Below are 26581 nucleotides of genomic sequence, written 5' to 3'. Positions count from 1 at the left end.
ACGCGCGACTTTAACACAGCATCAAAAACGCACGTTCACCGACATATTGAACATGCGTCCCAACTGGCTGAAATGCGAGCCATCGTAGGTCACGATCGGATAACGGCCGTTAAACGTGATCAGGTTGACCTGGGTTTCGCGCGGGGTCATGCCGGTCTTCGGATCCCTGGCCGTGCTGCTCAGGATCTCGCTGCCCTTGGCGGTGTTGTTGACGGCCTTTAACTCCCACTTTGGCAGCACGTCGAACAGGTTGTTGACGTTGAACGACAGCGTGGTGTTGTTGCTCAGCTGGTAGTTGAGCGCGAAGTCGGTCACGTTGCGGGTCTTGAACTTGAGCTCCAGGTTATCGTCCAGGCCGGCATTGCGGAACTGGGTCGGGCCGTACACGGTGTTGTTGAGCGAGAAGTTGAACTTGCTGTAATCCAGATCGAGACCGAGCACCGTCTTGTGCTTCGGCCGCGAGGTGAACATCAGCGCTTCCTGGGTCGCGTCGAGCACCGACTGGCGCGCGGCGGCAATCGCGGCCGGGTTGTTGATGGCGCCATCGCGCTCGTTTTTCAGCGTGTAGTTGCCCGACAAATTCACCGCCAGCTTGCCGTCCAGGGCCGGAATATTCTTGCGGCTGACCACATAGTCGATCCCCGAGGTCTGGCTGTCGAGCGCGTTGGCGAAGAAACTGAGCGACACCACGCCGCCGGCGGCGAGGATCTTGTCCAGTTCCTGCGCCGGGTCGCCGGTCGGCTTGATTTCCTTGCCCAGGATGATGCGGTCTTTCAGCGCGATGTGATAGTAGTCGAGCGTGATGCTGGTGTTGGCGTCGGGCGTGAGGCCCAGTCCCAGCGTGATGTTCTTCGACTTCTCGGCCTTCAGTTGCGGCACGTTGAGCGCGCGCGCCTCGGCCGACTGGTTGTTGGTCAGGCCCGATACCTGGATGCCCGAACCGGCCACGAACGAATACTGCTTCTTCTGGGTATAAATCTGGTGCAGCGACGGCGCCCGGAAACCGCTCGAGAGCGAACCGCGCAAGGTAACCATGTCGCTGACCTTGTAGCGGGTGCTGAGCTTGCCGACAGTGGCGTTGCCGAAGTCGCTGTACTTTTCATAGCGCCCGGTCAGGTCGACCAGCCACTGCTTGCTGATGTCGAACATGCTGCCGCCGTAGACGCCGTAGTTCTTGCGGTCGGCCGAGAGCGCGTTTTCCGGCATGTTGCCGGCGTACGAATCGGCGCCGCCGGCCGTGTAGGAAGCGAATTCGCCGGCGATGACGTCGTACTTTTCCTGGCGCAGTTCGGTGCCGGCGTACACGTTGACGGCCTCGGTCAGCTGGCGCGACACGTCGGCGTTGACCACCGTGTGGCGAAAGCGCGTGCCGCCGGCGTCGAAGCTGGTCGGCGAGCGCGGGCCGGGGGTCTTGCCGGCGGCGATGGCGTCGAGGCGGGCGTTTTCGATGCCCCGGTTGAGCGAGTTGTGCACTTCATAGGCTTGCTTGTTGCCGCCGATAGTCACGCTGACGTCCGCGTTCCAGTCGCCCACGGTGAACTTGGCGCCGAGGGTCGCGTTGTAGTCGTCCAGTTTGCCGATGAACTGCGGTCCGTAGCCGGTATACGGCGTGCCGCTCGCGTGCAGCAGGCCGAAGTCGGTATCGCGCCAGTACGGCGTGCGGTAGTTGGCGAAGCTGTCGACCTGCTTCTTGACGTAGGCCGCGTTGCCGTAAATGTTGAAGTCGTCGGTGATGTCGAGACGGCTGTTGACCAGGAACTTGTTGGCGCGCGTTTTGGGCGAGCCGTTGATGTTGCCGGCGGTAGGAGTTTGGGCCAAGAACGGCAGTACATCCTTTTGCAGGTTGGCGCCGAAGTCGGCGGCGTCGCCGCGTCCGTCGACTAGCCCTGAGCGTTCGGCCAGGCCCACTTTCGACACGTCGATGGTGTAGTTGACGAAGCCCTTGTCGGACAGGCGGATGCCGTGGTTCAGGCTCAGGGCGCCCATCTTGCCATCGCCTTCGCCGGTCACGCCGGCGCGCGCGGTCAGCGAGCCGCCTTCGGGATTGTCTTTCAGGATGATGTTGACCACGCCCGAAATCGCGTCCGAGCCATATTGGGCCGAGGCGCCGTCGCGCAGCACTTCGATGCGCTTGATCGCGTCTTGCGGAATGGCCGAGATGTCGGAGCCGCTTTCGCCGCGCCCGGGCGAGGTCTGGGTGTAGATCAGCGCGCTCGAATTCTTGCGCTTGCCGTTAATCAGGATCAGCGAACGGCTCGGTCCCATGTTGCGGATCTCGTAAGGGTCGAGCAGGGAGGTGGCGTCGTTGACGGGTGTTTGCACGGTGTTAAAGGACGGCACGCGCATGCCGAGGGCCTTGTCGAGCGAAATCTGGCCGGTCTTGTTCAGGTCTTTGGTGTTGATGATGTCGACCGGGACCGGGGCATCGACGACCGTGCGCTGCGAGCCGCGGCTACCGGTGGAAACGATCACGACTCTCTGGATGTCGTCCGGTTTGCTGGCGGCGGGGGCGGAAGTGTCTGGAGCGGCTGCTTGAGGCGCAGGTTCTTGTGCGACAGCAGTGCCGGTGGACAACAGCATGACGGCAATGGGAAAAGTCTTCTTCATTTAAATCTCTCTTTGCGAATGCAGTTCGAACGAGATAAGCCCAGGCTGGCGCCTGACCCCGAGTTGGGAAAGCGGATGAAAAATGGGACCTTTGCAGCCGTCATCGAATATATTGCTGAGCGACGAGTGCCGACCTAATTTATAGGCAGAATATGAAAATGTCTATGAGATTGACAAATAGCTCAGGGAGAGTGAACGGAATACAACGACGTGCATTCAGGAAATTCGGCGTCGCGCAGCTTAAACCGTATAAACAGTTTGCCGGAAAAATAATGATGAATCGCCGCCGGATCAGCCGGCAACGACCTTGGCCTTGCGCTTTTTGGGGCGGTGCAGTTTGATCCAGATCACCAGCCCGGTGACGAAGAACATCAGCGGCACGATGCCAAAGATGCTGATAAACGTGCGCCCGGCCACGCCGAAGGCTTCGCCGGTATGCAGCGGGAACATCCAGCCCAGGAAGCGCTCGCCGGCCGGCGCGCGCAGCGGATCGACCGTGCGCAGCACCGTGCCGTCGCCGGCGTCGACCGACACGCGCGTGGCGCCGTCGCCGGCGCGCACCTCATCGGGCTGGCGCAGGCGGATTTCGTAGGGTTGGCCGGGCTTGGCCGGCATGGCCACGCGCGAGACGCGCGCCTGCGGAAACCGGGCCTGCGCCGCCGCCATCGCAGCGTGCGGCGCGATCGGCGCCGCGCCAGGGGCGCTGCGGTTGGCCACCTTGCCGTTCGGCGCCAGGGGCGCGAGCGCGCCGACGATGGGCAGCACCCACTGCGGCATATTGAAATACACGCCCGACACGGCCAGCACCAGCAGCACTGGCGCGGCGAAAAAGCCGCCGGCGCGGTGCAGCTGGAAGTTAAAGCGCGGCCAGTTGCCGCCATGGCGCACCGTCAGCGCGCCCTTGATGGCGCCCGCCGTCATGCGCGGCCACCACAGCACGATGCCGGTCAGCGAGAGCAGCAGCAGCGCCACGCCGGTCACGCCGATCACGGTCTTGCCGGTTTCGCCGGCCACCAGGTAGCGGTGAATGTGAAACAGGGTCGACATCAGCTGCGGGCGCGAAAAACCGAGGCCGCCCCAGGTGCGCTCGCCGGTCACGATCAGGGTGGCCGGGTCGAGCATCACCTGGCGCGAGATTGCCACGTTCCAGGTCGACGCCGGCTGTGCCGGATCGCGGTACCACGCCACGAACACGTCGCCGGCGCGCTCGGGCAGCATCAACTGGCTGGGGCGCCCGTACAGCGGGTCGGCCAGCAAGCGCTCGCTGGCCGCCTGCACGGTGGCGGGCGCCACGCGCATCGGGGTCCCTTGCGCCAGGCCGGGCGGCGGCGCCACCTGCAGCAGGGTGGGGTTGAGCAGCACGTCGAGTTCGTGCATCCACGCCAGCGCGCTGCCGGTCAGCCCCAGCACGACCAGGATCGTCCCGAAAATCAATCCGGCCCACAGATGGATAAAATGGATCAGCGGTTTCATGAAGGGGAGCAAGCGAGGGCGGGGTGGATCATTTTTAATGCTTCTTGAATAATTGAACGAGAATCGTTATCATTCACATTGTACCCTGAGCGTCAACATCTCTGTCCCACCATCAAGGATTCCCCCGCATGCTCCCTGTTTCGCCCCTTTCCCGCGCGGTCGCGCTCGCTTGCCTTTTCATGTCCACGGCCCAGGCCCAGACCACGGACGACGCGGCGCAGCCGTCCAGCACGGTGGTGGTGACCGCCACCCGCGGAGCCAAGGCGGTGGACAAGATCCCGGGCGCGATTTCCGTGATCAGCCAGCAGGAGCTGGCCTCGCAATACCTGATCGCCGACGACCCGTCGCAGGCGCTGGCGACCTACGTGCCGGGTTACGCGCCGAGCCGCCAGAAAATGACCTCGGCCGGCGAGTCGCTGCGCGGGCGCCAGCCCTTGATCCTGCTCGACGGCATACCGCAATCGAATCCGCTGCGCGCCGGCTCGCGCGAAGGCTACTTTGCCGACAGCGCCATCATCGAGCGCATCGAAGTGATCAACGGGGCGTCCGCCATGCAGGGCATGGGCGCGACCGGCGGCATCATCAACTACATCACCAAGACCGCGCGCGCCGACGGCACCACGCATGGTTTGAACGTGCGCGCGTCCGGCCAGCTGCGCTCCGATAACCTGGACTGGAAAACCGGCTACAACGTCACCCACAAGGACGGCGGCTTCGACCTGCTCGCCTACGTCGGCATGCAGCGGCGCGGCATGGGCTACGACGGCAATGGCCGCCGCCTGGGCATCGATAACGTCCAGGGCGATACGCTCGACAGTCGCGGCGACGACCTGTTCTTCAAGATCGGCCAGCGCTTCGGCGCCCAGCGCATTCAACTGAGCCTGAACCGCTTCAACCTGCGCGGCGACGGCGACTACAAGAACGAGCCGGGCGTGGTGGCGGCCGGCGTGCCGACGACATCGCTGCCGGGGCGGGCGCCGGGCGAGCCGCCCAAGAACAAGGTGCGCAGCGCCAGCCTCGATTACCGCCACGATGAGTTGTTCGGCGGCGCCTTCAGCGCCCAGTTGTTCACGCACGACTTCGAAGCCCTGTACGGCGCCACGGCCGCGTCGACCTTCCAGGATGCGCGCCTGGCGCCCGTCGGCACCCTCAACGACCAGTCGCAGATCGTGGCCGACAAGCGCGGCGCGCGCATGACCTGGGTGCGTCCCGACATGCTGGTGCGCGGCCTGGAACTGACGGTCGGCCTCGATCTTTTGCGCGACAACACCCTGCAGCGCCTGGCCACGACCAACCGCACCTGGGTGCCGCAGTTGCAGTTCGCGTCCACCGCGCCGTTTGCGCAGCTCGAATACGAATTCGGCCCGGTCACGCTGCGCGGCGGCCTGCGCCACGAACAGGCCAGGCTGACCATCGACACCTACACCACGCTGGCGGCCTACGGCAACCGGGTGGTGCAGGGCGGCGAGACCGAGTTTTCGAAGTCGGTCAAGAACATCGGCGCGGTGTGGCGTTTTGCGCCGCGCTGGTCGGCCTTTGTCGCCAGCTCGGAAGGTTTCGGCCTGCCCGACGTCGGCCTGGTGCTGCGCGGCGTGAACACCGAAGGCAAGTCGGTGGCGACCCTGATCGACCTGCAACCGATCATCACCCGCAACAACGAAGTGGGCGTCAACTGGCGCGGCGCGAACGGGCAGGTGGGCGTGTCGCGCTACGACTCGCGCTCGAAGCTGGGCAGCGTGCTGCGCGTGAGCGCCACCGGCATCGGCTCGGTCGAACGGGTGCCGACGGTGGTCAAGGGCTGGGAAGTGTCGGGCGACTGGCGTCCCGTCAAAGCGCTGTCGGTGTTCGGCAGCTACGCCGTCACCGACGGCAAGACGGCCGCCGCCCAGGGTGCGCCGCTCGACCTGTCCCTGAACGCGCGCGCGCAAGGCCCGGACAAGGGCGTCCTCGGCGCCAACTGGCAGTGGGCGCCGAAAGCGCAGCTGCGCGTGCAGGCGGCGCACCTGCGCGACCGCGACATCAATATCGGGCGCAGAATCGGCACCAGCAACCTGGAAGAGCACTTCAAGGGCTATACGCTGGCCGATATGGCGCTCACCTTCGACAGCGCCTACGGACGTTTCGGGGTAAGCCTGGAGAATGTCTTGGACAAGCAGTACGTGGGCTACTACTCGCAGTCGAGCGCCGCGCTGGACGCGGCCGGGACCTATGCGGGCCGGGGCCGTACCCTGGCGCTGAGCTGGAACCGCACCTGGTAAGGCGCGGCGCGGCCTCCTGTCTTTCTTCTCATTGTTACTTCTTGAACTGCGTCACCGCCGCCCGGCCCACGGCCGGATCGTCGGTGAAGAAGCCATCGATGCCGGCCTTCAGGTAGGCCAGGATCTCGGCTTCGCCATCGCCGCGCTGGGTCGGCGAGGCCGGGTCGCCACGGCGCATGCTCGGTGGCAGGAAGGGGTTTTCCGGACGCAGGGTCCAGGTATGTACTTTCAGGCCGGCGGCGTGGGCGTCGGCCACAAAACTGGTCGGCGCGGCCAGTTCATTGGCTGCCGTGCGCGGCATGATCACTTCCTTGTACGGCGAGACCACATCGGCGTAGGTGGCGATTTCTTTCAGGCCGGCCGGGGTGACCAGGTCCTTGTAGGTGCTCTTGCTGCCGGCGGCGACAAAATCATATGGCGCATTGCGCGGCGCGCCGTTGGCGGCGGGCGGGTTGGCCGGATTGTCGATCAACTGCACGATGCGCATGTCGGTCAGCTTGCGCAGTTCCTTCAGGTTCGCCACTTCGAACGATTGCAGGTACACCGCCGCTTCCTTGCCGTGATAGCCGTTGGCGACCAGCAGGTCGACCAGGCGCTTTTCGAGCGGCAGGCCGATGGTCTTGAAATAGGTCGGGTGCTTGGTCTCGGGGTAGATGCCGATGGTCTTGTTGCGCGCCGCGCTCTCTTTCTTTACCAGGTCGATCACTTCCTGCAGGGTCGGCACCTCGAACTGCCCGTCGTAGGCGGCGTTGAGCGGACGGTTGGCGGGAATGCGTTCTTTCGCGCGCAGGGTTTTCAGTTCGGCCAGGGTGAAGTCTTCCGTGAACCAGCCGGTGACGGGAATGCCGTCGATGGTCTTGGTGGCTTTGCGGCTGGCGAATTGCGGCATGCCCGACACATTCGTGGTGCCCGAGATCTCATTCTCATGGCGCGCCACCAGCACGCCATCCTTGGTGGCCACCAGGTCCGGCTCGACGATGTCGGCGCCGTCTTCGATCGCCTTCTGGTACGAGGCCAGCGTGTGCTCCGGACGCAGGGCCGAGGCGCCGCGGTGCCCGGTGACGGTCGGCTGCGGCGGCCAGCTGGTGCCCGGATTTTGCAGGTCGGGGGCATCATCGCCGCCGCAAGCGGTCATCAGGACCGCAACGCTGGCGGCGCACATCAGGGACAGGGTGGTACGGGACGCGTGGTACATCGCAACAGACTCCGATTTGGTGGGAACAAGGGTGAAGTAAGTGCGCATAAATTCTTGTGATTTCCAGCTTCCATAAGCGGCGCCTTGCTGCGTTGCCCACCGCTAGCAGTGCTCGCACTGCGTCGCGGCGTGCGCCTTGCAAGGCATCCGCTTCTGTTGGCTATAAATCACAATAATTTCTGCACACTTACTTAGGACTGCCAAAACGCAGAGAGTAACAAGCTTGCATGACCGTACGATGACGGGGCGCGCCGGGAATTTTGCCTTGTCTTTGCGTTTGAGCAAATTCTTCATGCATGTCTGCTGTGAGAATCGATGTTGCCCGCCCCAATCATGGGGTAGGCCCTTGATACCGGAGATGCCCGATGACAATTCGCCCGACCCTGCTGGCTGTCGCCGTCGCCGCCTTGCACCTGAGCGGCGCGGCCGCGCCGCCGCTGATGAACGGCCCCGTGGCGCCTGGCGCCGCCGTGCTGGCCGGCCGCATCGTGCCGCAACTGGCCGCGCAGCGGGCGCGCCTGGGGCTCGACGACGACCACCACTTCCTGATCGCCAGCGAGCATCCGGGCTTACAGGGTAGCACGGTGGTGCGCGCCCACCATACCTATAAAGGCGTACGTGTGTTCGGTTCCGAATCGGTGGTGCTGCTCGACGCGGCCAGCACGGTCGTGCGCGAATCGGTCTCGGAGCGGCGCCTGCAGCTGGGCCGTGGCAAAGCCGACCAGGCTGGCGCGGCCACGGCCACGGCAGCGGCCAAGGCCATATTCAGCGTGCTGCCGGCGCTGTCGGCGTCGCACGCCATCACCCTGGCGCTGCGCTCGGTGCGCGCCGGCGCCGTGCCCGAGATCCCGCCCACGGCCGAACTGATCATCTATCCGCTGGTCTGGAGCGAGCGCCTGCCGGCCGCGCTGGGCAAGGCCGACGACGCCCTCAACGCGCTCGACATGACCGATGTGGTGGTCGGTTACGAATTGGCCTGGCTGGTCGCCACGCGCCTGCGCGCCGGGCCGCAGCCGGTCTACCACGACACCGTGGTCAGCGCCGGCAGCGGGCGCATCCTGGCGCAGTGGAGCATGCTGCAAAGCGCCATCGGCAAGGGCAAGAGCCAGTACAACGGCGAGGTGCCGCTGAGCACCAGCGAGGGCGGCGCCGGCTTTCGCATGCTCGACCCGCTGCGCGCCAAGGGCGGCAAGTTCGGCGGGCTGGCGGTCACCAACGCCGATCACGGCACCAAGGCCGGCGAGCTGTTTACCAACAGCAGCAACCACTGGGGCGATGGCAAGCAATACCTGGCCGGCGGCAGCACCACCGACGCCAACGGCCAGACGGCGGCGGTGAACGCCATGTGGGGCCTGGCCAACACCTACGACATGCTGAAAAACACGCTGGGCTGGCATGCGCTGGACGGGCAAGACACGGCCACCTACATCGCCGCGCATGTCAACACGGCCTACGACAACGCCTACTACAGCGACGCCTGCAAATGCATGTTCATCGGCGACGGCGCGACCTTCAACAGCCTGGGCGCGCTCGACGTGGTCGGCCACGAAATGGGCCACGGCGTGACCGACGCCACCTCGCGCCTGGTGTACTCGGGCGAGCCGGGCGGGCTGAACGAATCGTCGTCCGACATCACCGGGGAAGTGGTGGAAGCGTATGCGCGCGCCGGCAAAGGCGGCGCCCTGATTCCGGCCGAGGGCAACGACTGGATGATTGGCAAGGAAATCAGCAAGGTCGGCACGCCCCTGCGCTATATGATTCGTCCGAGCAAGGACGGCACCAGCCCGGATGCCTGGTCGGCCAGGTTGCGGCGGCTCGACGTGCACTACAGCAGCGGCCCGAACAACCGCATGTTTTACTTCCTGGCGCAAGGATCGAACGCGGACCCGGCCAGCGAGGCCCACAGTACTTTTCTCACCGGCACGCCGCGGGCGATGAGCGGCATCGGCCTCGACAAGGCCTACCGGATCTGGTTCAACGCCGCCACCACGCGCTTTACCTCCAGCACCGACTACAAGGATGCGCGCGCCAAGGTGCTCGCTGCCGCCGAGGAGCTGTATGGCAAGAACAGCAAGGAGGCGGTGGCTGTACAGCGCGCCTACGCGGCCGTGAATGTGGGCGAGGATCGCAACGAGTAGTGCCAGGCTGGCAAGGGTTTCCGCGTTAAAGTGTGTGTGCTTGGAACTATTTTCCACCCCGCATAATGTGCGTAGGAAAATCGGGTTTAGAATCGACGCAGCGCGCCGGATGAGTCTGGCGCGCCCACCGATTTTCATGTTTCCCGGAGTTCCCTATGTCTGTCGCACCGCGTCTGTTGCAGCTCAGTCTGCTGTCCACTCTCCTGTCCACCTTGCTGCTCCCGGGCGTTGCCCAAGCCGCGCCGGTGTACTCTGTCAAGCAACTCGGTACGCTTGGCGGCGGCAGCGGCGACGTACGCGCCATGAACAATGGCGGTGCGGTGGTCGGCTACGCCCTGAACAGCGACCATATCAGCAGCGCCTACGTCTCGCGCGGCGGAACCATGCGCAGCCTCAGTCCCGACAAGGGAACGAGCAGCGTTGCCAGCGGTATCAACGAGGCCGGCGTGGCAGCCGGGCAGGTGACCGATGGCGGCGGCGTATCGCGCGCAGTGACGTTCAATGGCAACAAGATCGAGACGCTCGGCAGCCTCGGCGGGCGTGACAGCCTGGCCAAGGGAATCAACAATGCCGGGCAGGTGGCCGGCAGCGCCGACCGGGCCGATGGGTCCCAGGCCGCCTTCCGCTACACCCCGGGCGGCCAGTTGCGCGACCTGGGCACCCTGGGCGGCGCCAGCAGCCTGGGTAGCGACATTAACAATAGCGGCGTCGTCGTGGGACGGGCCGAGCTCGCTGCGGGCAACTATCACGCTTTCCTGGAAGATGGTAAAGGAATGACCGACCTCGGCACCCTGGGCGGCAATTACAGCGAAGCCAACCGCATCAACGACAGCGGCGCGGTGACGGGCTTTTCCTACCTGGCTGGCGATGCGATTGCGCATGCCTTCATGTTCGCGAACGGCCAGATGATCGATCTCGACACCTTGGGTGGCATGAGCAGTTACGGCTACGGGATCAATAATGCGGGCCAGGCGGTGGGCGGTTCCGACATCGCCGGCGGCAAGGCGACGCACGCTTTTCTGTATTCGGGTGGTGAAATGCACGATCTGAACACCCTGGTCGGCCCCGGATTCGGCTGGACGCTCAATTACGCGGCCGACATCAACGACCTGGGCCAGATCACTGCGCATGGCTGCAACACGCTCGGCGCCTGTTCCGGCTTTTTGCTGACACTCGACAGTACCAGCGCGGTGCCGGAACCGGGCATGCCGGCCCTGATGCTGCTCGGCGCCGGCGTGCTCCTGCTGGTGGCGCGGCGCGGGCAGCGCGCGCGCGCCGTCCGCATGGGCTAAATCCTTATTCGCCGATCAAGGGGAATGGATTGATTGGCGTGCCTTTCCACCATTTCTTTTCGGCAGTCAGTTCAACCACGGCAAAGTGCAGGTGGGGTGCGTTCGGGTCCGAATTGCCGGTCACGCCGACATAGCCGACCAGGTCGCCGCGCTTGAGGTCCATGCCTTCTTTCACGCCCTCGGCGTAGCGGTCCAGGTGCGCGTAGTAATACGCGTACTTTTCGCTCGGATCGAACTGGTACACCGTCAGGCCGCCCGGTTTGCTGTTAAACAGCTTGACCAGCTTGCCGTCGGCGACCGCCAACACCTTGGCGCCCTTGGGCGCCATGATGTCGAGCGCTTCGTGGTGACGGTCGGCGCCGCGCGGCTGGTCGAAATTGTCGCGCAGGTCGGCCAGCTTGATGCCTTCCACCGGGACCATCAGCTTGCCGCCGGCCGGGGTCGGCGCCGCTGCGCTGGCGCCATTCACGACAGGCAGGGCGACTTCGCTCATGCTGGGGCGCAGCGGCAGATCGAGTTCGGTCAGGTCGGTGCTCACCACCGGAGCGCCCGGCAGGTCGGCGCTCGGCAGGGAAACCCCGCTCGCCGCCGGCGCGGCCACGGCGCCTGCCGCGACCGGCGCGGCGGGCGCCACCACGACCACCTCGGCCGGCTTGGGCACCGCGCGCAGGTAGACGAACAGGGAGCCGGCGCCAAGCACCAGGCCCGCCAGGAAAGTCAGAAGCCATTTCATAAGATTATCCTTTTTCGTTGTGAGGGTGATTCTTCATTATTCCTGCAGCAGCACTTCGGTGCCGTAGCCGACCGAGCCGGTCAGGGTGGCCACGTCCCAGTTGGTCAGGCGGATGCAGCCGTGCGACTGGGTCTTGCCGATCGAGGCCGGCACCGGGGTGCCGTGGATGCCGTAATGGTCCTTCGACAGATCGACCCAGGCCACGCCCACCGGGTTGTTGGGGCCGGACGGCAGCTTGGCTTTCTTGTCGCCGGGGTTGGCGTCCCAGAACAGTTTCGGATTGTAGTGATAGACCGGGTTGCGCGCGATGCCGTTGACTTTCCACGTGCCGATCGGCAGCGGATCGTGCGCGCTGCCGGTGGACGAGGGGAACTGGGCCAGGATGTTGCCAGCCGCGTCGAGCAGGGTCAGCGAGCGGTCGGAGCGGTCCACCACGATCTTGGCGGCCTTGGGCAGCGGCTCGGTATCGAGCACGTTCGGCACCAGGATGACTTCGCCGGCGCGGCTCAGATCCTTGCCGGGATTGAGGCGGGCCAGCAGGGCCGGGCTGAGGTGGAATTTTTCGCCCAGGGCTTCCGCCACGCTGCCGTAACCGAGCGTGCTCAGCTTGGCTTTTTCGGCCATGCCCTCGGGGATCGGTTCGAATGGGCCGGCCACGTCGGCGTCGAGCAGGGTGTACGGGACCAGGGCGTCGGCGCTATCGGCGTTCAGCGCGGCCCAGCTTGCGTCATCGAGGACGCCGGACGGTTCCAGGCCGGCTTTTTTCTGGAAGCCGGCCAGCGCCAGGCGCATGTTCGAGCCGGACGCGGCGTCGATTTCGCCGGCCGAGAAGTGGGCGCGGTCGAGCAGGACCTGGGCGCGCAGCAGGGCGGCGGCCGGCAGCTTGGCCGCTTTGGCGCTCTTGGCCGGTTTGGCCGGCTTGCCAGGTTTCGCGCCGGCGTCGACAGGCGCGCTCTCCTTGCCGGCATTATTGACCGCCTCGGCCGTGAGGGCGGACGGCGCGATGGCGGCCATGGCGGCAGGAACGGTGGCCACGCCGGCGCACAGGGCGGCGATCAGGCAAAGCGAAGTTGATTTCAATTGAAGCCCCTTGGTAATCGGATAGTGAAGAATAGTTCCGGTCGGATATATCGTCTGTGCGGCAGCGTACTCATCGCAAAAAGCGCGCGGCCGGTAAAATACGCGCATGGACAGTTATCTGATTACCGTGCAGCCGGGCGGCTGGCGCTTCGAGGCCGAGGCGGGAAGCTCCTTGCTGGCGGCGGCCGAGGCGGCCGGCGTCATCCTGCCCAGTTCGTGCCGGAACGGGACCTGCCGCACCTGCCTGTGCCGAATTGTGGAAGGGGAGATCAGCTACCTGATCGACTGGCCGGGCTTGAGCCTGGACGAAAAGCGCGCCGGCGATGTATTGCCGTGCGTGGCGGTGGCGCGCTCGGACCTGGTGCTGCTGGCGCCGGCCGCGAGGCTGGCGGGCGCATGAGCATGCCGTTTTTCAAGCCGGCGTCAGCGTTGCCGCTGCGCCGGCGCGTGGCGGCGATTGAGCGTGACTCAGACGGTTTTCCACTCGTCCGCTGCGGAGTTCGCCAGCGCCATCCGTGGCGGCGTGCGTGCCGGTGCGCGCCGCGCCGGCGCCGCTGCGCCCGCCGCATGGTCGTTGCTCAGCTTAAAGACGCTGACCACCTGCGCCAGGGTGGCCGCCTGCTCCTGCATCGCGCCGGCCGCCGCAGCCGCTTCTTCCACCAGCGCCGCGTTTTGCTGGGTCACTTCGTCCATCTGGCTGATCGCTATGTTGACCTGCTCGATGCCGGCGGTCTGTTCCATGCTGGCCGAGGCGATGCCGGACATGATGCCGGTCACGCGCGTGATCGATGCCACGATCTCGGCCATGGTCACGCCGGCCTGGTCGACCAGCTTGCCGCCGGCGTCGACCTGGTCCACCGAGTCGTTGATGAGGGTTTTGATTTCCTTGGCGGCGGCGGCCGAACGCTGCGCCAGGTTGCGCACCTCCGAGGCCACCACGGCAAAGCCGCGCCCCTGTTCGCCGGCGCGCGCCGCTTCCACGGCGGCGTTCAGCGCCAGGATGTTGGTCTGGAAGGCGATGCCGTCGATGACGCCGATAATATCGGCGATCTTGCGCGAAGAATCGTTAATCGACGCCATCGTATGCACCACCTGGCTTACCACCGCACCGCCGCGTTCGGCCACCTCGGACGCGGACACCGCCAGTTGATTGGCGTCGCGCGCATTGTCGGCGTTCTGCTTGACGGTGCTGGTCAGCTCTTCCATGGCCGAGGCCGTCTCCTCCAGCGAGCTGGCCTGCTCTTCGGTGCGCGACGACAGGTCGAGGTTGCCGGCGGCGATCTGCGCCGAGGCGGTGGCGATCGTGTCGGTGCCGCTGCGCACCTCGATCACGATCCCGGCCAGCGCGGCGCGCATGGTTTCCATGGCGTGCAGCAGGCTGCTGGTGTCGCCGGGGCGGATAGCGATCGCACCCGACAGTTCGCCGGCGGCGATCGCGCCGGCCATGCGCACCGCGTAGCTTGGCTCGCCGCCCAACTGGCGCGTCAGGCGGCGCGTGATCAGCCAGCCCAGGGCGATTCCGAGCGCCAGGCTGCCGATGGTCAGCGCCAGCATCAACGCGCGCCCGCGCTGGTAGCGCGCGCGCGACACCGAGGCCGCCTCGGCGGACGTGGTTTCCTTGCGCTTGGCCAGAGTGGCAAGGTGGTCGTCGGCGATATCGCCCTGCGCCGCGAGCGGGCCGATGGCAAACTCGGCTGAAGCGATCTTTCCTTCCGCGCTAGTGTCCTGTGCCAAAATCAGCAACCGCGCCAGCATGGTTTCGTACTGGGCGACGTGGCTGTCGGCATCGTTCACCGCCTGCTTGCCGCCGGCGGTGACGAAGCGCGGGCGCGCCAGGGCCAGGTTTTCATGCAACTGGCGGCGCGATTGTTCGAGGTGGACCCCGGCCAGGCGCGCTTGCTCGGGCGAGTTGGCCAGCAGTATGCTGCGTGCGGCGCGACCGATGCTGACCAGATCGATATTGGCTTGCTTGGTATATGACAAGCCCAGCAACTCCCTGTCGTAAGCCAGCTCGGCCTGGTCGTTCATGTTGGCCATGTTCAGGATGCCGATAGCGGCCACGATGCTGCCAAGCAGCACAACGATGGCAAAAGCGCCGAGCAGGCGCGTGCCTACCTTCATGTTATCAAGCATACAAGTCTCCGTAAAGCGTCAGGGTAGGGATCGGACTGGTGCGTAGGGGCATGGCACGCCGCCGTGCCGGGGCGGGCAGGGCGCGTGCTGTGGTGGGACAGCGGATTGGGCTACCGTGAGTACACGCTACGCTAGGTTGGTGGCGTTGGCCGTGTATATCGTCCAGTGTGGAGGCCTTTCGGCTTGTTTCATTCAGGACGTTGTCTTGACGCAACGTCGTGGCGGAAGGCTGTTGTTTATCGGGCCATGCCGAGCGCGTTTTCGATCACGGGAAGGATCAGTTTCCACGACGGCGAACTGGCCGCGATTTCATCGTAATGGCTGGCGCCGGGCAGGATCAGCACTTCGGCGTGGTCGCCGGCGGCCAGGGCGCGCGCGGCGTAGTCGTGGGCCACGCGCGGCGGCGAAATGGTGTCGAGTTCGCCCGTGACCAGCACCGTGCGGCTGCCGTTGGGCATCAGGTCGGCGGCGTTGGTGTCGGCGTAGATGTCGGGGCGGGCCGCGCTGGGCGTGCCGGCCAGTTGCACCATGTCGCGCTCGCAACTGGTCTTGATCAGCGCTTGCTCGCGGCGCAGGTCGGCCAGGCCGCCCAGGCTGATCACGGTGCGCACCGGCATGGGAGCCGGCTGGAACAAGGGGCTGCTGGCCGGAATCCGGCTGCGCCCGGCGATCCACTGCACCAGCTGGCCGCCGGCCGAATGGCCCATCGCGACGATGCGGGTGGTGTCGAGCTGGTGCGCCGGGGCCTCGGCGGCCAGCTTGTCGAGGGCGGCGTTCATGTCCAGGTAGGTGCCCGGATAGCCGCCGCCTTCCTCGTCGACCCGGCGGTATTCCACGTTCCACACCGCGATGCCGCGCGCGGCCAGGGCCCCGGCCACATTGCGCATCTGGCTGATGCCGCCGTACTCCACCGTCCAGCAGCCGCCGTGCACCAGCACCACCACCGGGAACGGGCCGGGACCGGCCGGCCGGAACAGCTCGGCGAACTGCGACGGCGCGCTGCCGTAGGCGATTTTCGCGGTCGGCGGCGGTCCGGACAGGGCCAGGTAGTCGGCCAGGGTCATCGGCGCGGCGACGGCGGCGTTGGAGGCGAGCAGGGCGGGCACCAGCAGGGCGGGGACCAGGAACGCGGGCAGGGCAGTGTTCATCGTGAGGATCGGGAGCGAAGGGAATGGCCACTATACCGAGTTCGTCCCGCGCGGGGCAAGCGCGGCCGGCGCGCGCACGATTGGCGTGGCTGTGGCAGTGTTCGGCCCTTCCATGCTAGGCTGCGAACAACAGTGAGGATGATATGCAAATTACAACGGAACAATACAAAGGTTTCACCATCGCGGTCACGCCGATGAAGGATTGCGGCGACCTGTGGGACTTCGAATACCGCATCACCAAGACCGGGCAGGGCGGGCAGGATAACGATCCGGCGCCGGCGATCACGCGCAGCCAGACCGCGGGCGGCCATGCCACGCCCGAGATCGCCTGCCTGGCCGGCGTGCAGGTCGCGCGCATCGAGGTCGACAACCTGCTGGCGCTGGCGCAAACGCCGGCCGCCTGAGCGAACGTACGGTCCGGCGCCAGGCGCGAGCCGGGCTCAGCCTCTCAGGCCAGCAGGTCGAGCTGGGCGGCCAGGTGAGCGCCTTCGTTGCTGGCGCGGCCAACCTCCCTGGCGACCGGATGCCACTCGAAGGCGTCCGGTCCGAGCGCGACCGAGCGGGCCAGTTGTTCGGCCTGCTGTGCGGACAGGTCCGGATCGAGCCACAGGGCGGCGTCTTGCGCGCTGAAGACGATCGGACGGCGGTCGTGCACATCGACCATGCCGCCCTCGGCATCGGCGGTGACGATCACGAAGCCCGACTCGGCCGGCTGCTCGCGTTCCTTGCCGCAGGCGCCGATGGCCGCGATGAACAGGGGCTCGCGCGTCTTGAGGTGGATATGCCAGGGTTGCTTCTTGCCCTTCTCGCCGGTCCATTCGTACCAGCCGTCGGCCGGGACGATGGCGCGCCCGCTCTTGAGCAGGCGCGCCCAGTAATTGTTGGTGATTTTTTCGAGGCGCGCGTTGATCGACACCGGCAGTTTGGCGGCGGCCCAGGAGGCGCGGTAGCCCCAGAAGGCATCTTCGACGACGAGCTGCTCGTCGACCACGCGCATCAGCGGGCGCCAGGTGCCCGGCGGCGCGTTGTAGCTGGGCGCGGCGTGGGTGTCGACGCGCGGCGTGGGGCCGCGCCAGTGCATTGCCGCGACATATTCAATGGCAGTATGGTTTTGATCGAGACGTCCGCACATGCGCTGTCACCTTTTACGCGTTGTCATGAGGCCGGGCGAGGCGCCCGGAAGGATCAACGATACCGTAAAAAGACCGTATGCCGCGCGCGCGCCAGCCGTGCGCCGGACGGAACAGCACTTTTGATAACCCCTAAGGAAAGGCAATTCATGTCCCACAACGATCATTCGACGACATCGCCGCAGCGCGCCCATTCCACCCCCGATCCGGACGACTTGCCGCCGACCGATCCTAAGCCGAGCCCGGTGCCGGACGACGTGCCGCCGCCGGTCAATGCCCCGGTTGAAGAGCCGGCGATGCCGGTGCCGCCGATCAAGGCTTGATGGGGTGACGGTGCCGGCCGCTGGCTGACGCGTCGCTTCGCGCAGGCTGGCCGGGCGCGTGAGCGCGCGCGCCGGTGTCGCGCCGGTGCGCATGGCGCGCCGCAAGCGCATCGCTGCGCCGGCGCGGTGATGCAGCTTTACTGGCCCTTGGGCGGCACCGGATCGAGCTGATCGAGCTGTTCGCTTGGCTCATCCCGTTCGAGCGAGGCGTCGTGTTCGCGCTTCTCGCGGTTCTCGCCGCCGTCGAATTGTCCGGCTGCGGAGGCGTCGGTGTCGTTATCGGCGTCGTCCGGGTCCGATGGCGGCAGGGGAGGGATCTGGCGAATGATGTTCTCGGTTTCAAGCTGTGACGGCGGTTTTTCGCCGCTGCCGATGTCGGCCTCGTCGACGAGGGACCTGGCCTGGGCCGGATCCGGGAAGGATGAGGTGGGGTGCATGGGGATTCTCCTTTGTATGGGGGAGTGCCGCACTCGCGCGGCGCTCTGGCAATGATGTTAACAGTGCAAGCGATTCGCTGGCGCGCAGTAGGGCCGGACGCCAGGGCGGTCCTCAGGCGCGTCAATGTGTTGCTACCAGTCTATATTTGTTATATTTTGTGCTCGTCGTCACACCGCGAACGACGGCGGCTTTCTATAATCAAACCATCAAGCGACTTTTTTGTTCCGGGAGAACATGATGGGCAATTCTTTACACAACAAGATCTACCTTGGCCGTGGCTCGGTGCTGCGTTCGCGCGGCGTGCAAGTGGCCTTGCTGCTTTGCGCGATGCTCAGTATCGGCGCGGTCTGGTTCCTGTTCCGCACAGTAAAGTGAGTGTTGTCAGCGAATGCAGGTTGCCCCGGGCAGCCTGCGCGGTTACCATGGGGGCCGAAAATTGGCCACATGGAAATCAGCAATGAAGAACGAGAAATTAACGACAGACGAATACGATGCGCTCGGGCATATCCTGGGCGGGGCGAAGCATGACCGCTTCAACGCCTGCGTGGGGCGCAACGCCAAGCGTCTGGCGGGCCTGAAAATGATCCAGTACAGCAAAGACGGCAAGCTTGCGTTGACGGACAAGGGGCAGCAAGTGCTGTTCCTGCGCCGCTGCATCGCCGGATTGCGCGCGCTGCTGGCCGATGAGGCGGCGGTGGTTGACGCCGACGTACTGGTCTTCCTCGGCAAAAAATCCCACATCGTCGCGCTCGAAGCGGGCGGCCACAGCGTCACCGACAAAGGCCGCGAATCGCTGGCCGACATCGACGCCCAAGACAAATAAGCCCCGGCTAGTTACCGTCCTCCCGAACCGGGGTCAGACCCCCGCCCCCGTTCCCCCACCACCGGGGTCTGACCTCTGATTCGAAACATTTGACATTCTTGCCTGTATTGTCTAGGGCAAGGCTCGTGTTTGACCATTCCCCGCGCCAAAAAGACGGTCTTTGCCGCTTGCGCAGCAAATAGTCTTGATATTGTTGGCGGATCAAAGCACCAGGGATTTAACAATGTTTCGAAACAGAGGTCAGACCCCGGTGGATGTTTCGGCGGATCAAAGCACCAGGGATTTAACAATGTTTCGAAACAGAGGTCAGACCCCGGTGGATGTTTCTTGTTGGCGGATCAAAGCACCAGGGATTTAACAATGTTTCGAAACAGAGGTCAGACCCCGGTTGGATGGTTGCGGGGAGCCGGGGCCCGGATGGGAGGCGGGGCCGGCGCTACAGTTCGTCGCGGCGCGTGCCTTTGTAGATCAGGGTGCGGATGGCAATTTCGGAGGGGACATTCATTGCGGCCAGGAATTCCGCCGCTTGCTGCACGCCCACGCTCGGGATCGCGGCAATCGCCTGGTTGACCACGTCCCGGGTGCGGAAATCGGTGCGCGGGCTGGGCGCCTCGCTGCCTTGCGGATCGGCCCGCTGGCGCTGAAAGTCTTCACTCATGTGTGTCGCTTGGCTCGAAAAATGGCTGTCAGTCGACGATGATAGTCTATTTTTGAACAAAGATGTCGATTTGTCTACTAATACCACGCGCGCTCTATGCTTCCACCCGCTCCGCATGCCCGGCCGTCAGCGCCAGCGGCAAGCTTTTGTGCTGGCGTAGCAGTTCTTCGAACGCGGACGCCGCCAGCGGCCGGCTGAAGTAGTAGCCCTGCATTTCGTCGCAGCCGTGGCGGCGCAGGTAGTCGAGCTGCTCGGCCGTCTCGACCCCTTCGGCAATCACCGACAGCTTCAGGTTGTGCGCCAGCGCGATGATCGAGGCGACAATCGCGGCGTCGTTGGCGTCGCGCGTGATGTCGGAGACGAACGAGCGGTCGATCTTGAGCACGTCGATCGGAAAACGCGACAGGTACGACAGGCTCGAATAACCGGTGCCGAAGTCGTCGATCGATAAGTTCACGCCGAGCGACTTCATGCTGTGCAGCAGTTCGACCGCCAGGGTGACGTCGCTCATGAACAGGCTTTCGGTCAGTTCGATCTCGAGCAGCGAGGGCGCCAGCCCGGTCCGGGCCAGCACGTCGCTGATGTCGGCCAGCAGGTTCGCCGCCCCGAACTGGCGCGCCGACAGGTTCACCGCCACCCGCAGCATGCCCAGCCCCGCGTCTTGCCAGGCTTTGTTCTGGGCGCAGGCGGTGCGCATGACCCAGGCGCCGATCGGCACGATCAGGCCCGTCTCTTCGGCCACCGAGATGAAGCGGTCGGGCGCGACCACGCCCAGTTCGGGATGCTGCCAGCGGATCAGCGCTTCCATGCCGACCACCTGGCCGGTCGCCAGGTTGACCTGCGGCTGGTAGTGCAGCACGAATTCGTTGCGTTCGAGCGCGCTGCGCAGGGCGCTTTCGATGCGCACCCGTTCCTGCGCTTCGTCGTTCATGGTCGGCGTGTAGAACTGGAAGTTGTTGCGGCCCAGTTTCTTGGCGCGGTACATGGCGATGTCGGCATGCTCGATCAGGCTGTCGGCCGGGGTGTTGTCGGTCGGGTACACGGCCACGCCAATGCTGCAGGTGACGAAAAACTCCTTGCTCCCGAGCGGCACCGGCTGCGCCACCGCGTCCATCAGGCGCTGCACCACGTCCGCTTGCAGGCGTTCTTCGTGCTCGGTGAGGATGACGACGAATTCGTCGCCCGACAGGCGCGCCACGGTGTCGGTCTCGCGCAGGGCCGCGCGCAGGCGCGCCGCCACCGTCATCAACACTACATCGCCGGCCTTGTGGCCCATGCTGTCGTTGACGAACTTGAAGCGATCGAGGTCGATCAGCAGTACCCATGCCGGCCGCGCGCAGCGCTGCGAGTAGGCCACGGCCTGGCTCAGGCGGTCCTGCAGCAGGCTGCGGTTGGGCAGGCCGGTGAGCACGTCGTGCTGGGCGATGTGGCGGATGCGCTGCTCGGTGTGTTTGCGGGCGGTGATGTCGGTGCCGGTGCCCCGGTAGCCGCGGAAGGCGCCGTCGGCGTCGAACACCGGTTCGCCGTTGATGCTGAACCAGCGCGCCTCGCCCTGTTCGTCCACGGTTTCGTATTCGAGGTCGGCGAACGGCGCGCGCGCCGCCAGTTGCGCCATGTGCGCCTTGCCCCAGTCGGTTTCGCGCATGCCGGCCACGGTTTCCCAGCGCGTGCGTCCGATCAGGCGTCCGGCCGCCACGCCGCCTTTTTCACCGACGCCGCCGGTGATGTCGATAAAGCGCAGGTCGGCGTCCTGTTCCCAGTACCAGTCGGACGACATGCTCACCAGCTGGCGGAAGCGCTGTTCGCTTTCCTGCAGGGCCGCTTCGGTGCGGCGCCGCGCCTGCACGTCGTCGATCAGGCGCTGGTTGGAGAGTTTCAGGTCGGCCGTGCGTTCGTCGACCAGCAACTGCACCCGGCGCGAGCGCTGCACCAGGGTTTGCACGAAGGCGCCGATCAGGAGCGTGAACAACAAGCCGCCGACCAGGGTCGAGATCGAGCCGGGATGGTTGTGCAACAAGGGGCGCGGGGCGGCGCTGGCCACCACGTGCCAGCGCTGGCCGGCCACGTCGAGCCCGGCGCTGTGGCGCTCGCGGTGGCCGGAGGTGGTCCACTGGGGCAGCGTACCGAGGGCCGCGCGCTGCCCGGCGGCGGCGTCCAGCCCGGCGCTGGCGTAGACCAGGTGCGCCGGGTCGGCACTGGCGCTGGCGTACACCGCCAGTTGGATGCCGTGGTCCAGATGCAGGTCGGCGCCGCGCAGGATCTTGGCGACCAGGTCGCGCGCGCGGATGATGGCGGCGGTGTCGCCGATCAGGGCGGCGCGTCGTTCGGCGGCGCTGCCCAGCGCGGCGCCGGGGCGGTACACCGGCATGATGACTTCGAAGCCGCCTTGCGGGCGCTGGTCTTGCGCCAGGCTTAACAAGCCGGTGGCGGCCGCGCGACCGCTGACGGTGGCTTGTTCGAGCGCGTTCATGACCTGCGCGTTGATGCCGACGTTCAGGCCGAAGGCCGCTTCATTGCCCTTCATCGGTTCGAGGTAGTCGACCATGCTGTACTGCGCGCGCGGCGGCGCCGGGCGGCGTCCCTGCGCTCCCATTTCGGTGATGCGCGTGCCCGGAACGACTTGCTGCAACTCGGCTTCGACCGCCGCGCGTTCGCCGGCGCCGACCAGCCGGTGGTAGTTGAAAGCCTGGATGAAGGGGTAGCGCCGCAGCAGCGGTTGGGTGAAGTCGTGGAACTGGCGGCGCGTGACCGGGTGCACGGTCGCGAACAGCTGGTTGGTGACGGTCAGTACTTCGACCGCTTCGTCGAGCCCCTGGCGGATCGCGGCCACGCGCACGGTGGCGCGTTGCTGGAAGGAGAGTGCGAGTTTGTCGTCTTCGAGCCGGGCCACGGCCACGGCCAGCATGACGGTGGCGGCCAGGCCAGCCCCGACGGTAAGCGCCGCCGCGACGGTGAGCGAGAACGGCAAGCGACGACGCAACATGTCCTGATTCCTAGAGTAGAGCGCGAGAAATAAGAGGGAGAGAGCAGCCGGCGCGCCTTTGCGCGGCGCCCGATGCGTCGTTAGTTTGTCACAAAATGATAAAAATCGGTAAGTCGATTGATATTCAGCAACTAAAAAGCCACGTAGGCGTTGTCATTTGGAACGTTTGAAGGGGTGTTGCAGCCATGCGACGACGGCGCGCGCCAGCAGGCGGTTCAGTGCGATGCTGCCCAGGCCGCGCCGGCGCGCCACCCAGCGCTGCATGCGCAAGGCGCGCGGCAGCGGCTTGGCCGGTTCGAGCCGGGCCGGGGCCTTGACCGCGAACAGGATGTGGTTGTTGCCGGCCATGCGCTCGAACCAGCAGACGCGGTCGTTGAACATCAGGCGCAGGCGCGCCAGCATGCCGGCATAGCGCGGATCGTAGCTGAAGATATTGGCCACCAGCACGCCGCCGTCGCGCAGGGCGCCGCGGCAGTCGCCGTAGAAGCGCGCCGTGCCCAGCGCCGGCGGCAGGCCGGCCGTGTCGAAGCCGTCGACCACCAGCACATCGGCGCAGGCGCGCGCGCCGGCCAGCCAGTCGACCGCGTTGGCGTGCACCACGGTGAAGCGTTCGTCGTCGGGCGGCACGCAGAATTGCTCACGCAGGGCGATCACGTCGGCGCGCAGTTCGATCACGGTGATGCGCGCCTGCGGAAAATGGCGGTAGCAGAATTTGGCCAGCGAGCCGCCGCCCAGGCCCACCATGACGATGGCGCGCGGGCGCGGCACGAACAGGGCGAAGCACATGATGGCGCGGCAGTAGGCCAGGACCAGCGCTTGCGGGCGCGAGAGGCGCATTTCGGACTGCACGTCGCCGGGCATGAATTCGAGCGTGCGGCGGTCGCCCCGGGTGTGCACCAGCGGCGGGGCGGGGGACGGCGTGGGCGGGCGCGATGGCTCGGTCGGTGGCGGCATGGTGCAAGGTGGCGTGAGGCTCGTGCGCCAGTATAGCGGCTCGCTGCGCGGGCGCGCCACGCGCCCCTGTTGCGCCCCAGCCGTTTCTGATAAGCTGATCCTTGCCCCGGCTGTGTGTGGCCGGCTTCAAGCGGTGCGCCAGCGGCGCGGCCAACCCGGAGAGATTATGTTTTTAGACCACCCCACCATCACCGCCACCAACAGTTTCACCGAGCCCGATCGGATCGAGCGCCTGACCCGGGTCTATGGTTATGTGGTGGCGCTGGCCGACCTTGCCGGTGTCGATGGCTTCATCGAAAAATTCACCCAGATCCACGACCACAAGGGCACCCTGATCGTGTTCTGGAACGACGCGCCAACCGAGGTGGAAAAGCAGTTTTTCGCGCAAGCCTGGGCCAGCAAGATCGGTGATGGCAGCAGCAACGTCGAACACGAAGTCTGAGCTCCCACGGCGCGGCCATGGACATCACGACGATGTTGTTTGCGCTCGCGCTGGGCAACCTGAGCCTGGCCGCGGCGCTGTTCTTTTACGAGTATGAGCGCGGCAAGTCGCTGAGCTGGTCGACCTGGGCCATCGCCAAGCAGTGCCAGGCCGTGGCCTGGCTGCTGTTGTATTTTAACGGCAGCGGGGTGGTGCCCGACGCGGTCTCGATCCCGGTCGGCTATGGCGTGCTGTTCGTCGGCGTGGGCCTGGAAGCGGGCGCGCTGTGGGAGTCGGCCGGACGGCTGGCCTGGCGCCGCATCGCCTATCCGGTCATGGGCCTGTCGGTGGCGCTGTTTTTGGCCTGCTACGCGATCGACGAAGCCGGCATGCGGGTGGTGGCCGGCGCGCTCATCCTGGGCGTCCTGTACCTGGCCGGCGCGGCGGCCCTGGCGCGCGGCTGGCGCGGCGGCAGCATGCTGCACCGTTTCCTGATCATCTCGATTACCTTGCTGGCCTTGCTGGTGGCCGCGCGCGGCATCCTGGTGCTGACCATGCCCGAGGGGTGGGGGTGGTTGAGCAAGGGCTTGCTGCAGGTCCTGGCCTCGGCGGCGCTGTACCTGCTGATGCTGCTCAACGGCTTCGGCTACCTGCTGCTGGCGCGCGAACACCAGCGCGTGGAACTCGATCGCCTGGCGCTGGTCGACCCCCTGACCGACCTGCCCAACCGGCGCAGCTTTTTCGCGGCGCTGGCGCCGTGGATGGCGCTGGCGCGCCGCCCCGGCCAGCCCAGTTCCCTGGTGATGCTCGACTTCGACCAGTTCAAGCGCGTCAACGACAGCTACGGCCACCCGGCCGGCGACACGGTCTTGCGCTGCGTGGCCGAGGTGTGCAAGCGCCAGCTGCGCGACAGCGATCAATTGGGGCGCCTGGTGGGCGTGGAGTTCGCCTTGCTGCTGCCGCGCACCGGCATCGATGAAGCCATGCTGGTGGCCGAGCGCATCCGGGCGGCGGTCGAGGCCAGCCCGGTCAAGACCGAGCGCGCGATGATTTCGATGACGGCCAGTTTCGGCGTGACCGTGATCCGCCCGGACGACAGCACGGTGAGCCTGTTCAAGCGCGCCGACGAAGCCCTGCGCGCCGCCAAGGAGGGTGGGCGCAACAAGGTGGTGGCAGCGCCGGCGGCCGCCGCGCCGCCAGTGTAAAGCGCGGCAGCGCCAGGGCGCCGGTCATGACGGCGTCATATATCTTTGCTACTGTGATTGGTTTTGCAGCAGGAGAGCCTTGATGACAACAATACAGAAAGAGGCTTCGATGTACGCTGCCGTCGATTTAGGTTCCAACAGTTTTCGCCTGCACATCGGCAAGCACGATGGCGATGCGATCCGGGTATTGAAAAGCGTGCGCGAGCCGATCCGGCTGGCCGCCGGCCTCGATGCGAAGGGCAACCTGACCGAGGCGGCCATGCAGTCGGCGCTGGCCTGCCTGCGCAATTTCCAGGCGGTGCTGTCGGGCTACCGCCTCGACGCCGTGCGCGTGGTGGCCACCTCCACCCTGCGCGTGGCGCGCAACGGCGCCGCGTTCTTGCCGGCCGCCGAACAAGCCATCGGTTATCCGATCGAGATCATCTCGGGCGAGGAAGAGGGGCGCCTGATCTATATGGGCGTGGCCAGCGCGCTGGCCGAGCCGTCCGAGCGGCGCCTGGTGATCGATATCGGCGGCGGCTCGACCGAAATCATTCTCGGACGCGGCGCCGACATCGAGCGGGTCGAGTCGTTCAGCATCGGCACGGTCAAGCAAAGCCTGTCGTTTTTTGTCGACGGACGGATCGACGCGGTCTCGTACGAGGCGGCCATTCTGTCGGCGCGCAGCCACTTCGAAGACGCCGCGCCGCCTTACCATCCGCAGTTCTGGAAGCAGGCCTACGGTTCCTCGGGCACGATCCGGGCGATCGCCGACATCATCGCCAAAAACAACCTGGGCGACGGCAAGCTCAGCGCCGCCGGGCTCGATGCGCTCAAGCTGCGCTTCATCGCCTTCGGCCAGGTGGCCCTGATCGACATGCCGGGCCTGCGGCCGGACCGCGCCGGCACCATCATCGGCGGGCTGGCGATCCTGATCGCGCTGGTGCGCGAACTCGATATCGGCGTCATGCAACCGGTCGAAGCGGGCTTGCGCCTGGGCGTGATGTGGGACCTGTACCTGCGCTCGATGCAGCGCGACCGGCGCGAGGAATCGGTGGCGGCGCTGGCGCTCAAATTCCACGTCGACCAGGAACGCGCGCGGCGCGTGGCGCAACTGGCCAGCGACATGTACCTGCAACTGAAGCCGGCCGGCGACGGCTGCGCCAAGCTGCTGCGCTGGAGCGCGCTGCTGCACGAGATGGGCATGGTGGTGTCGCAGACCGGCTACCATAAGCATGCGGCCTACATGATCGAGAACGCCGACATGCCAGGCTTCACCACGCGCGAGCAGCGCATCATGAGCAAGTTGATCCTGGCGCAGAAGGGCAACCTGCGCAAGGTGACCGAGGCGCTGGCCGATACCGACTTCGCCAGGGCGGTGCTGGCGCTGCGCGTGGCGATCCTGCTGATGCACGCGCGGATCGACGCCGACGCCGGGGAACTCAAGCTGCGCATGAAGAACCGCATCGACCTCGAGATCCGGCGCGAGTGGGTGGGCAGCCATCCGACGGTGTCGTACTGGATCGAAAAAGAGCAGGAATGGTGGGACGAAGTCGGGGTCGATTTCAGCGTGCGCAGCGTGGCGTAGTTCCCACGAAGGGCATCACAAC

At 65.9% G+C, this 26581-nt stretch carries 23 protein-coding genes; 11 read left to right on the top strand and 12 right to left on the bottom strand.

What is annotated here, in order from left to right; genetic code table 11:
• Window positions 1-21: 21 nt before the first annotated feature.
• Window positions 22-2607 carry a TonB-dependent receptor plug domain-containing protein gene (locus F0185_RS11605; protein WP_167224502.1) on the bottom strand — a complete coding sequence of 862 codons (2586 nt, stop codon included), beginning with the start codon at window positions 2605-2607 and terminating at the stop codon, window positions 22-24.
• Between the two features lie 291 nt (window positions 2608-2898).
• Complete coding sequence (locus F0185_RS11600; protein ID WP_167224500.1) at window positions 2899-4080, bottom strand: PepSY-associated TM helix domain-containing protein; 1182 nt, start codon at window positions 4078-4080, stop codon at window positions 2899-2901.
• A 179-nt stretch (window positions 4081-4259) separates the two neighbouring features.
• On the opposite strand from F0185_RS11600, the gene F0185_RS11595 reads away from it, so the two are divergent.
• Complete coding sequence (locus F0185_RS11595; protein ID WP_229476937.1) at window positions 4260-6338, top strand: TonB-dependent receptor; 2079 nt, start codon at window positions 4260-4262, stop codon at window positions 6336-6338.
• A 34-nt stretch (window positions 6339-6372) separates the two neighbouring features.
• On the opposite strand, the gene F0185_RS11590 is transcribed toward F0185_RS11595, so the two are convergent.
• The gene (locus F0185_RS11590) at window positions 6373-7533 is read right to left on the bottom strand and encodes a glycerophosphodiester phosphodiesterase (protein WP_167224497.1); all 1161 of its coding nucleotides are present in this window, start codon (window positions 7531-7533) and stop codon (window positions 6373-6375) included.
• A gap of 365 nt (window positions 7534-7898) precedes the next feature.
• Between F0185_RS11590 and F0185_RS11585 the strand changes: the two genes are divergently transcribed.
• A complete protein-coding gene (locus F0185_RS11585; RefSeq protein WP_167224495.1) occupies window positions 7899-9671 on the top strand; it encodes a M4 family metallopeptidase in 1773 nt (590 codons plus the stop codon).
• Between the two features lie 155 nt (window positions 9672-9826).
• Window positions 9827-10963 (top strand): PEP-CTERM sorting domain-containing protein, encoded by a 1137-nt coding sequence (locus F0185_RS11580; RefSeq protein ID WP_167224493.1) that lies wholly within the window; start codon window positions 9827-9829, stop codon window positions 10961-10963.
• 4 nt (window positions 10964-10967) lie between these two features.
• On the opposite strand, the gene F0185_RS11575 is transcribed toward F0185_RS11580, so the two are convergent.
• A complete protein-coding gene (locus tag F0185_RS11575) occupies window positions 10968-11696 on the bottom strand; it encodes a M23 family metallopeptidase (RefSeq protein ID WP_167224491.1) in 729 nt (242 codons plus the stop codon).
• Window positions 11697-11732: 36 nt separating this feature from the next.
• Complete coding sequence (locus F0185_RS11570; RefSeq protein ID WP_229476936.1) at window positions 11733-12776, bottom strand: L,D-transpeptidase family protein; 1044 nt, start codon at window positions 12774-12776, stop codon at window positions 11733-11735.
• 106 nt (window positions 12777-12882) lie between these two features.
• Between F0185_RS11570 and F0185_RS11565 the strand changes: the two genes are divergently transcribed.
• The gene (locus F0185_RS11565; protein WP_167224489.1) at window positions 12883-13176 is read left to right on the top strand and encodes a 2Fe-2S iron-sulfur cluster-binding protein; all 294 of its coding nucleotides are present in this window, start codon (window positions 12883-12885) and stop codon (window positions 13174-13176) included.
• 68 nt (window positions 13177-13244) lie between these two features.
• Here F0185_RS11565 and F0185_RS35320 read toward each other — a convergent pair whose 3' ends face one another.
• Window positions 13245-14909, bottom strand: a complete 1665-nt coding sequence (locus F0185_RS35320) for a methyl-accepting chemotaxis protein (protein ID WP_167224487.1) — start codon at window positions 14907-14909, stop codon at window positions 13245-13247.
• Between the two features lie 236 nt (window positions 14910-15145).
• Complete coding sequence (locus F0185_RS11555; RefSeq protein ID WP_229476935.1) at window positions 15146-16057, bottom strand: alpha/beta hydrolase family protein; 912 nt, start codon at window positions 16055-16057, stop codon at window positions 15146-15148.
• Window positions 16058-16200: 143 nt separating this feature from the next.
• Here F0185_RS11555 and F0185_RS11550 point away from each other — a divergent pair, with 143 nt between their 5' ends.
• Window positions 16201-16461 carry a hypothetical protein gene (locus F0185_RS11550; protein WP_167224485.1) on the top strand — a complete coding sequence of 87 codons (261 nt, stop codon included), beginning with the start codon at window positions 16201-16203 and terminating at the stop codon, window positions 16459-16461.
• 44 nt (window positions 16462-16505) lie between these two features.
• On the opposite strand, the gene F0185_RS11545 is transcribed toward F0185_RS11550, so the two are convergent.
• The gene (locus F0185_RS11545) at window positions 16506-17189 is read right to left on the bottom strand and encodes an SOS response-associated peptidase family protein (RefSeq protein WP_167224483.1); all 684 of its coding nucleotides are present in this window, start codon (window positions 17187-17189) and stop codon (window positions 16506-16508) included.
• A gap of 147 nt (window positions 17190-17336) precedes the next feature.
• On the opposite strand from F0185_RS11545, the gene F0185_RS11540 reads away from it, so the two are divergent.
• On the top strand, window positions 17337-17510 hold the full coding sequence (locus tag F0185_RS11540; RefSeq protein WP_167224481.1) for a hypothetical protein: 174 nt from the start codon (window positions 17337-17339) through the stop codon (window positions 17508-17510).
• A gap of 137 nt (window positions 17511-17647) precedes the next feature.
• On the opposite strand, the gene F0185_RS11535 is transcribed toward F0185_RS11540, so the two are convergent.
• Window positions 17648-17947, bottom strand: a complete 300-nt coding sequence (locus F0185_RS11535; protein WP_167224480.1) for a hypothetical protein — start codon at window positions 17945-17947, stop codon at window positions 17648-17650.
• Between the two features lie 238 nt (window positions 17948-18185).
• Between F0185_RS11535 and F0185_RS11530 the strand changes: the two genes are divergently transcribed.
• Window positions 18186-18323: a hypothetical protein gene (locus tag F0185_RS11530; protein WP_166885940.1), complete on the top strand. Its 138-nt coding sequence runs from the start codon at window positions 18186-18188 to the stop codon at window positions 18321-18323.
• A gap of 82 nt (window positions 18324-18405) precedes the next feature.
• Window positions 18406-18771 (top strand): hypothetical protein, encoded by a 366-nt coding sequence (locus F0185_RS11525; RefSeq protein WP_167224478.1) that lies wholly within the window; start codon window positions 18406-18408, stop codon window positions 18769-18771.
• Window positions 18772-19207: 436 nt separating this feature from the next.
• Here F0185_RS11525 and F0185_RS11520 read toward each other — a convergent pair whose 3' ends face one another.
• The 3 genes from F0185_RS11520 to F0185_RS11510 form a co-directional block, all read right to left on the bottom strand.
• On the bottom strand, window positions 19208-19429 hold the full coding sequence (locus F0185_RS11520) for a hypothetical protein (protein WP_166885936.1): 222 nt from the start codon (window positions 19427-19429) through the stop codon (window positions 19208-19210).
• Between the two features lie 94 nt (window positions 19430-19523).
• On the bottom strand, window positions 19524-22412 hold the full coding sequence (locus F0185_RS11515; protein ID WP_167224476.1) for a bifunctional diguanylate cyclase/phosphodiesterase: 2889 nt from the start codon (window positions 22410-22412) through the stop codon (window positions 19524-19526).
• Between the two features lie 153 nt (window positions 22413-22565).
• On the bottom strand, window positions 22566-23366 hold the full coding sequence (locus F0185_RS11510; protein WP_167224474.1) for a spermine/spermidine synthase domain-containing protein: 801 nt from the start codon (window positions 23364-23366) through the stop codon (window positions 22566-22568).
• Window positions 23367-23532: 166 nt separating this feature from the next.
• On the opposite strand from F0185_RS11510, the gene F0185_RS11505 reads away from it, so the two are divergent.
• The 3 genes from F0185_RS11505 to F0185_RS11495 all read left to right on the top strand — a co-directional run bounded on the left by F0185_RS11505 (window position 23533) and on the right by F0185_RS11495 (window position 26559).
• Window positions 23533-23808 (top strand): hypothetical protein, encoded by a 276-nt coding sequence (locus F0185_RS11505; protein WP_166885930.1) that lies wholly within the window; start codon window positions 23533-23535, stop codon window positions 23806-23808.
• Window positions 23809-23825: 17 nt separating this feature from the next.
• On the top strand, window positions 23826-24992 hold the full coding sequence (locus F0185_RS11500) for a GGDEF domain-containing protein (RefSeq protein WP_167224472.1): 1167 nt from the start codon (window positions 23826-23828) through the stop codon (window positions 24990-24992).
• Between the two features lie 109 nt (window positions 24993-25101).
• On the top strand, window positions 25102-26559 hold the full coding sequence (locus F0185_RS11495) for a Ppx/GppA phosphatase family protein (protein WP_167224710.1): 1458 nt from the start codon (window positions 25102-25104) through the stop codon (window positions 26557-26559).
• Window positions 26560-26581: the final 22 nt, after the last annotated feature.

It is taken from the genome of Massilia rubra, assembly GCF_011682065.1.
In the GTDB taxonomy this organism is placed as follows: Bacteria; Pseudomonadota; Gammaproteobacteria; order Burkholderiales; family Burkholderiaceae_D; genus Telluria_A; species Telluria_A rubra.
This window is presented reverse-complemented; position numbering and strand designations above follow the sequence as displayed.

What these genes read in the sequence shown, in the direction of transcription:
- F0185_RS11605 (WP_167224502.1), bottom strand. Translation starts at nt 2,607, where the DNA reads ATGAAGAAGACTTTTCCCATTGCCGTCATGCTGTTGTCCACCGGCACT.
- F0185_RS11600 (WP_167224500.1), bottom strand. Translation starts at nt 4,080, where the DNA reads ATGAAACCGCTGATCCATTTTATCCATCTGTGGGCCGGATTGATTTTC.
- F0185_RS11595 (WP_229476937.1), top strand. Translation starts at nt 4,260, where the DNA reads ATGTCCACGGCCCAGGCCCAGACCACGGACGACGCGGCGCAGCCGTCC.
- F0185_RS11590 (WP_167224497.1), bottom strand. Translation starts at nt 7,533, where the DNA reads ATGTACCACGCGTCCCGTACCACCCTGTCCCTGATGTGCGCCGCCAGC.
- F0185_RS11585 (WP_167224495.1), top strand. Translation starts at nt 7,899, where the DNA reads ATGACAATTCGCCCGACCCTGCTGGCTGTCGCCGTCGCCGCCTTGCAC.
- F0185_RS11580 (WP_167224493.1), top strand. Translation starts at nt 9,827, where the DNA reads ATGTCTGTCGCACCGCGTCTGTTGCAGCTCAGTCTGCTGTCCACTCTC.
- F0185_RS11575 (WP_167224491.1), bottom strand. Translation starts at nt 11,696, where the DNA reads ATGAAATGGCTTCTGACTTTCCTGGCGGGCCTGGTGCTTGGCGCCGGC.
- F0185_RS11565 (WP_167224489.1), top strand. Translation starts at nt 12,883, where the DNA reads ATGGACAGTTATCTGATTACCGTGCAGCCGGGCGGCTGGCGCTTCGAG.
- F0185_RS35320 (WP_167224487.1), bottom strand. Translation starts at nt 14,909, where the DNA reads ATGCTTGATAACATGAAGGTAGGCACGCGCCTGCTCGGCGCTTTTGCC.
- F0185_RS11555 (WP_229476935.1), bottom strand. Translation starts at nt 16,057, where the DNA reads ATGAACACTGCCCTGCCCGCGTTCCTGGTCCCCGCCCTGCTGGTGCCC.
- F0185_RS11550 (WP_167224485.1), top strand. Translation starts at nt 16,201, where the DNA reads ATGCAAATTACAACGGAACAATACAAAGGTTTCACCATCGCGGTCACG.
- F0185_RS11545 (WP_167224483.1), bottom strand. Translation starts at nt 17,189, where the DNA reads ATGTGCGGACGTCTCGATCAAAACCATACTGCCATTGAATATGTCGCG.
- F0185_RS11540 (WP_167224481.1), top strand. Translation starts at nt 17,337, where the DNA reads ATGTCCCACAACGATCATTCGACGACATCGCCGCAGCGCGCCCATTCC.
- F0185_RS11535 (WP_167224480.1), bottom strand. Translation starts at nt 17,947, where the DNA reads ATGCACCCCACCTCATCCTTCCCGGATCCGGCCCAGGCCAGGTCCCTC.
- F0185_RS11530 (WP_166885940.1), top strand. Translation starts at nt 18,186, where the DNA reads ATGGGCAATTCTTTACACAACAAGATCTACCTTGGCCGTGGCTCGGTG.
- F0185_RS11525 (WP_167224478.1), top strand. Translation starts at nt 18,406, where the DNA reads ATGAAGAACGAGAAATTAACGACAGACGAATACGATGCGCTCGGGCAT.
- F0185_RS11520 (WP_166885936.1), bottom strand. Translation starts at nt 19,429, where the DNA reads ATGAGTGAAGACTTTCAGCGCCAGCGGGCCGATCCGCAAGGCAGCGAG.
- F0185_RS11515 (WP_167224476.1), bottom strand. Translation starts at nt 22,412, where the DNA reads ATGTTGCGTCGTCGCTTGCCGTTCTCGCTCACCGTCGCGGCGGCGCTT.
- F0185_RS11510 (WP_167224474.1), bottom strand. Translation starts at nt 23,366, where the DNA reads ATGCCGCCACCGACCGAGCCATCGCGCCCGCCCACGCCGTCCCCCGCC.
- F0185_RS11505 (WP_166885930.1), top strand. Translation starts at nt 23,533, where the DNA reads ATGTTTTTAGACCACCCCACCATCACCGCCACCAACAGTTTCACCGAG.
- F0185_RS11500 (WP_167224472.1), top strand. Translation starts at nt 23,826, where the DNA reads ATGGACATCACGACGATGTTGTTTGCGCTCGCGCTGGGCAACCTGAGC.
- F0185_RS11495 (WP_167224710.1), top strand. Translation starts at nt 25,102, where the DNA reads ATGTACGCTGCCGTCGATTTAGGTTCCAACAGTTTTCGCCTGCACATC.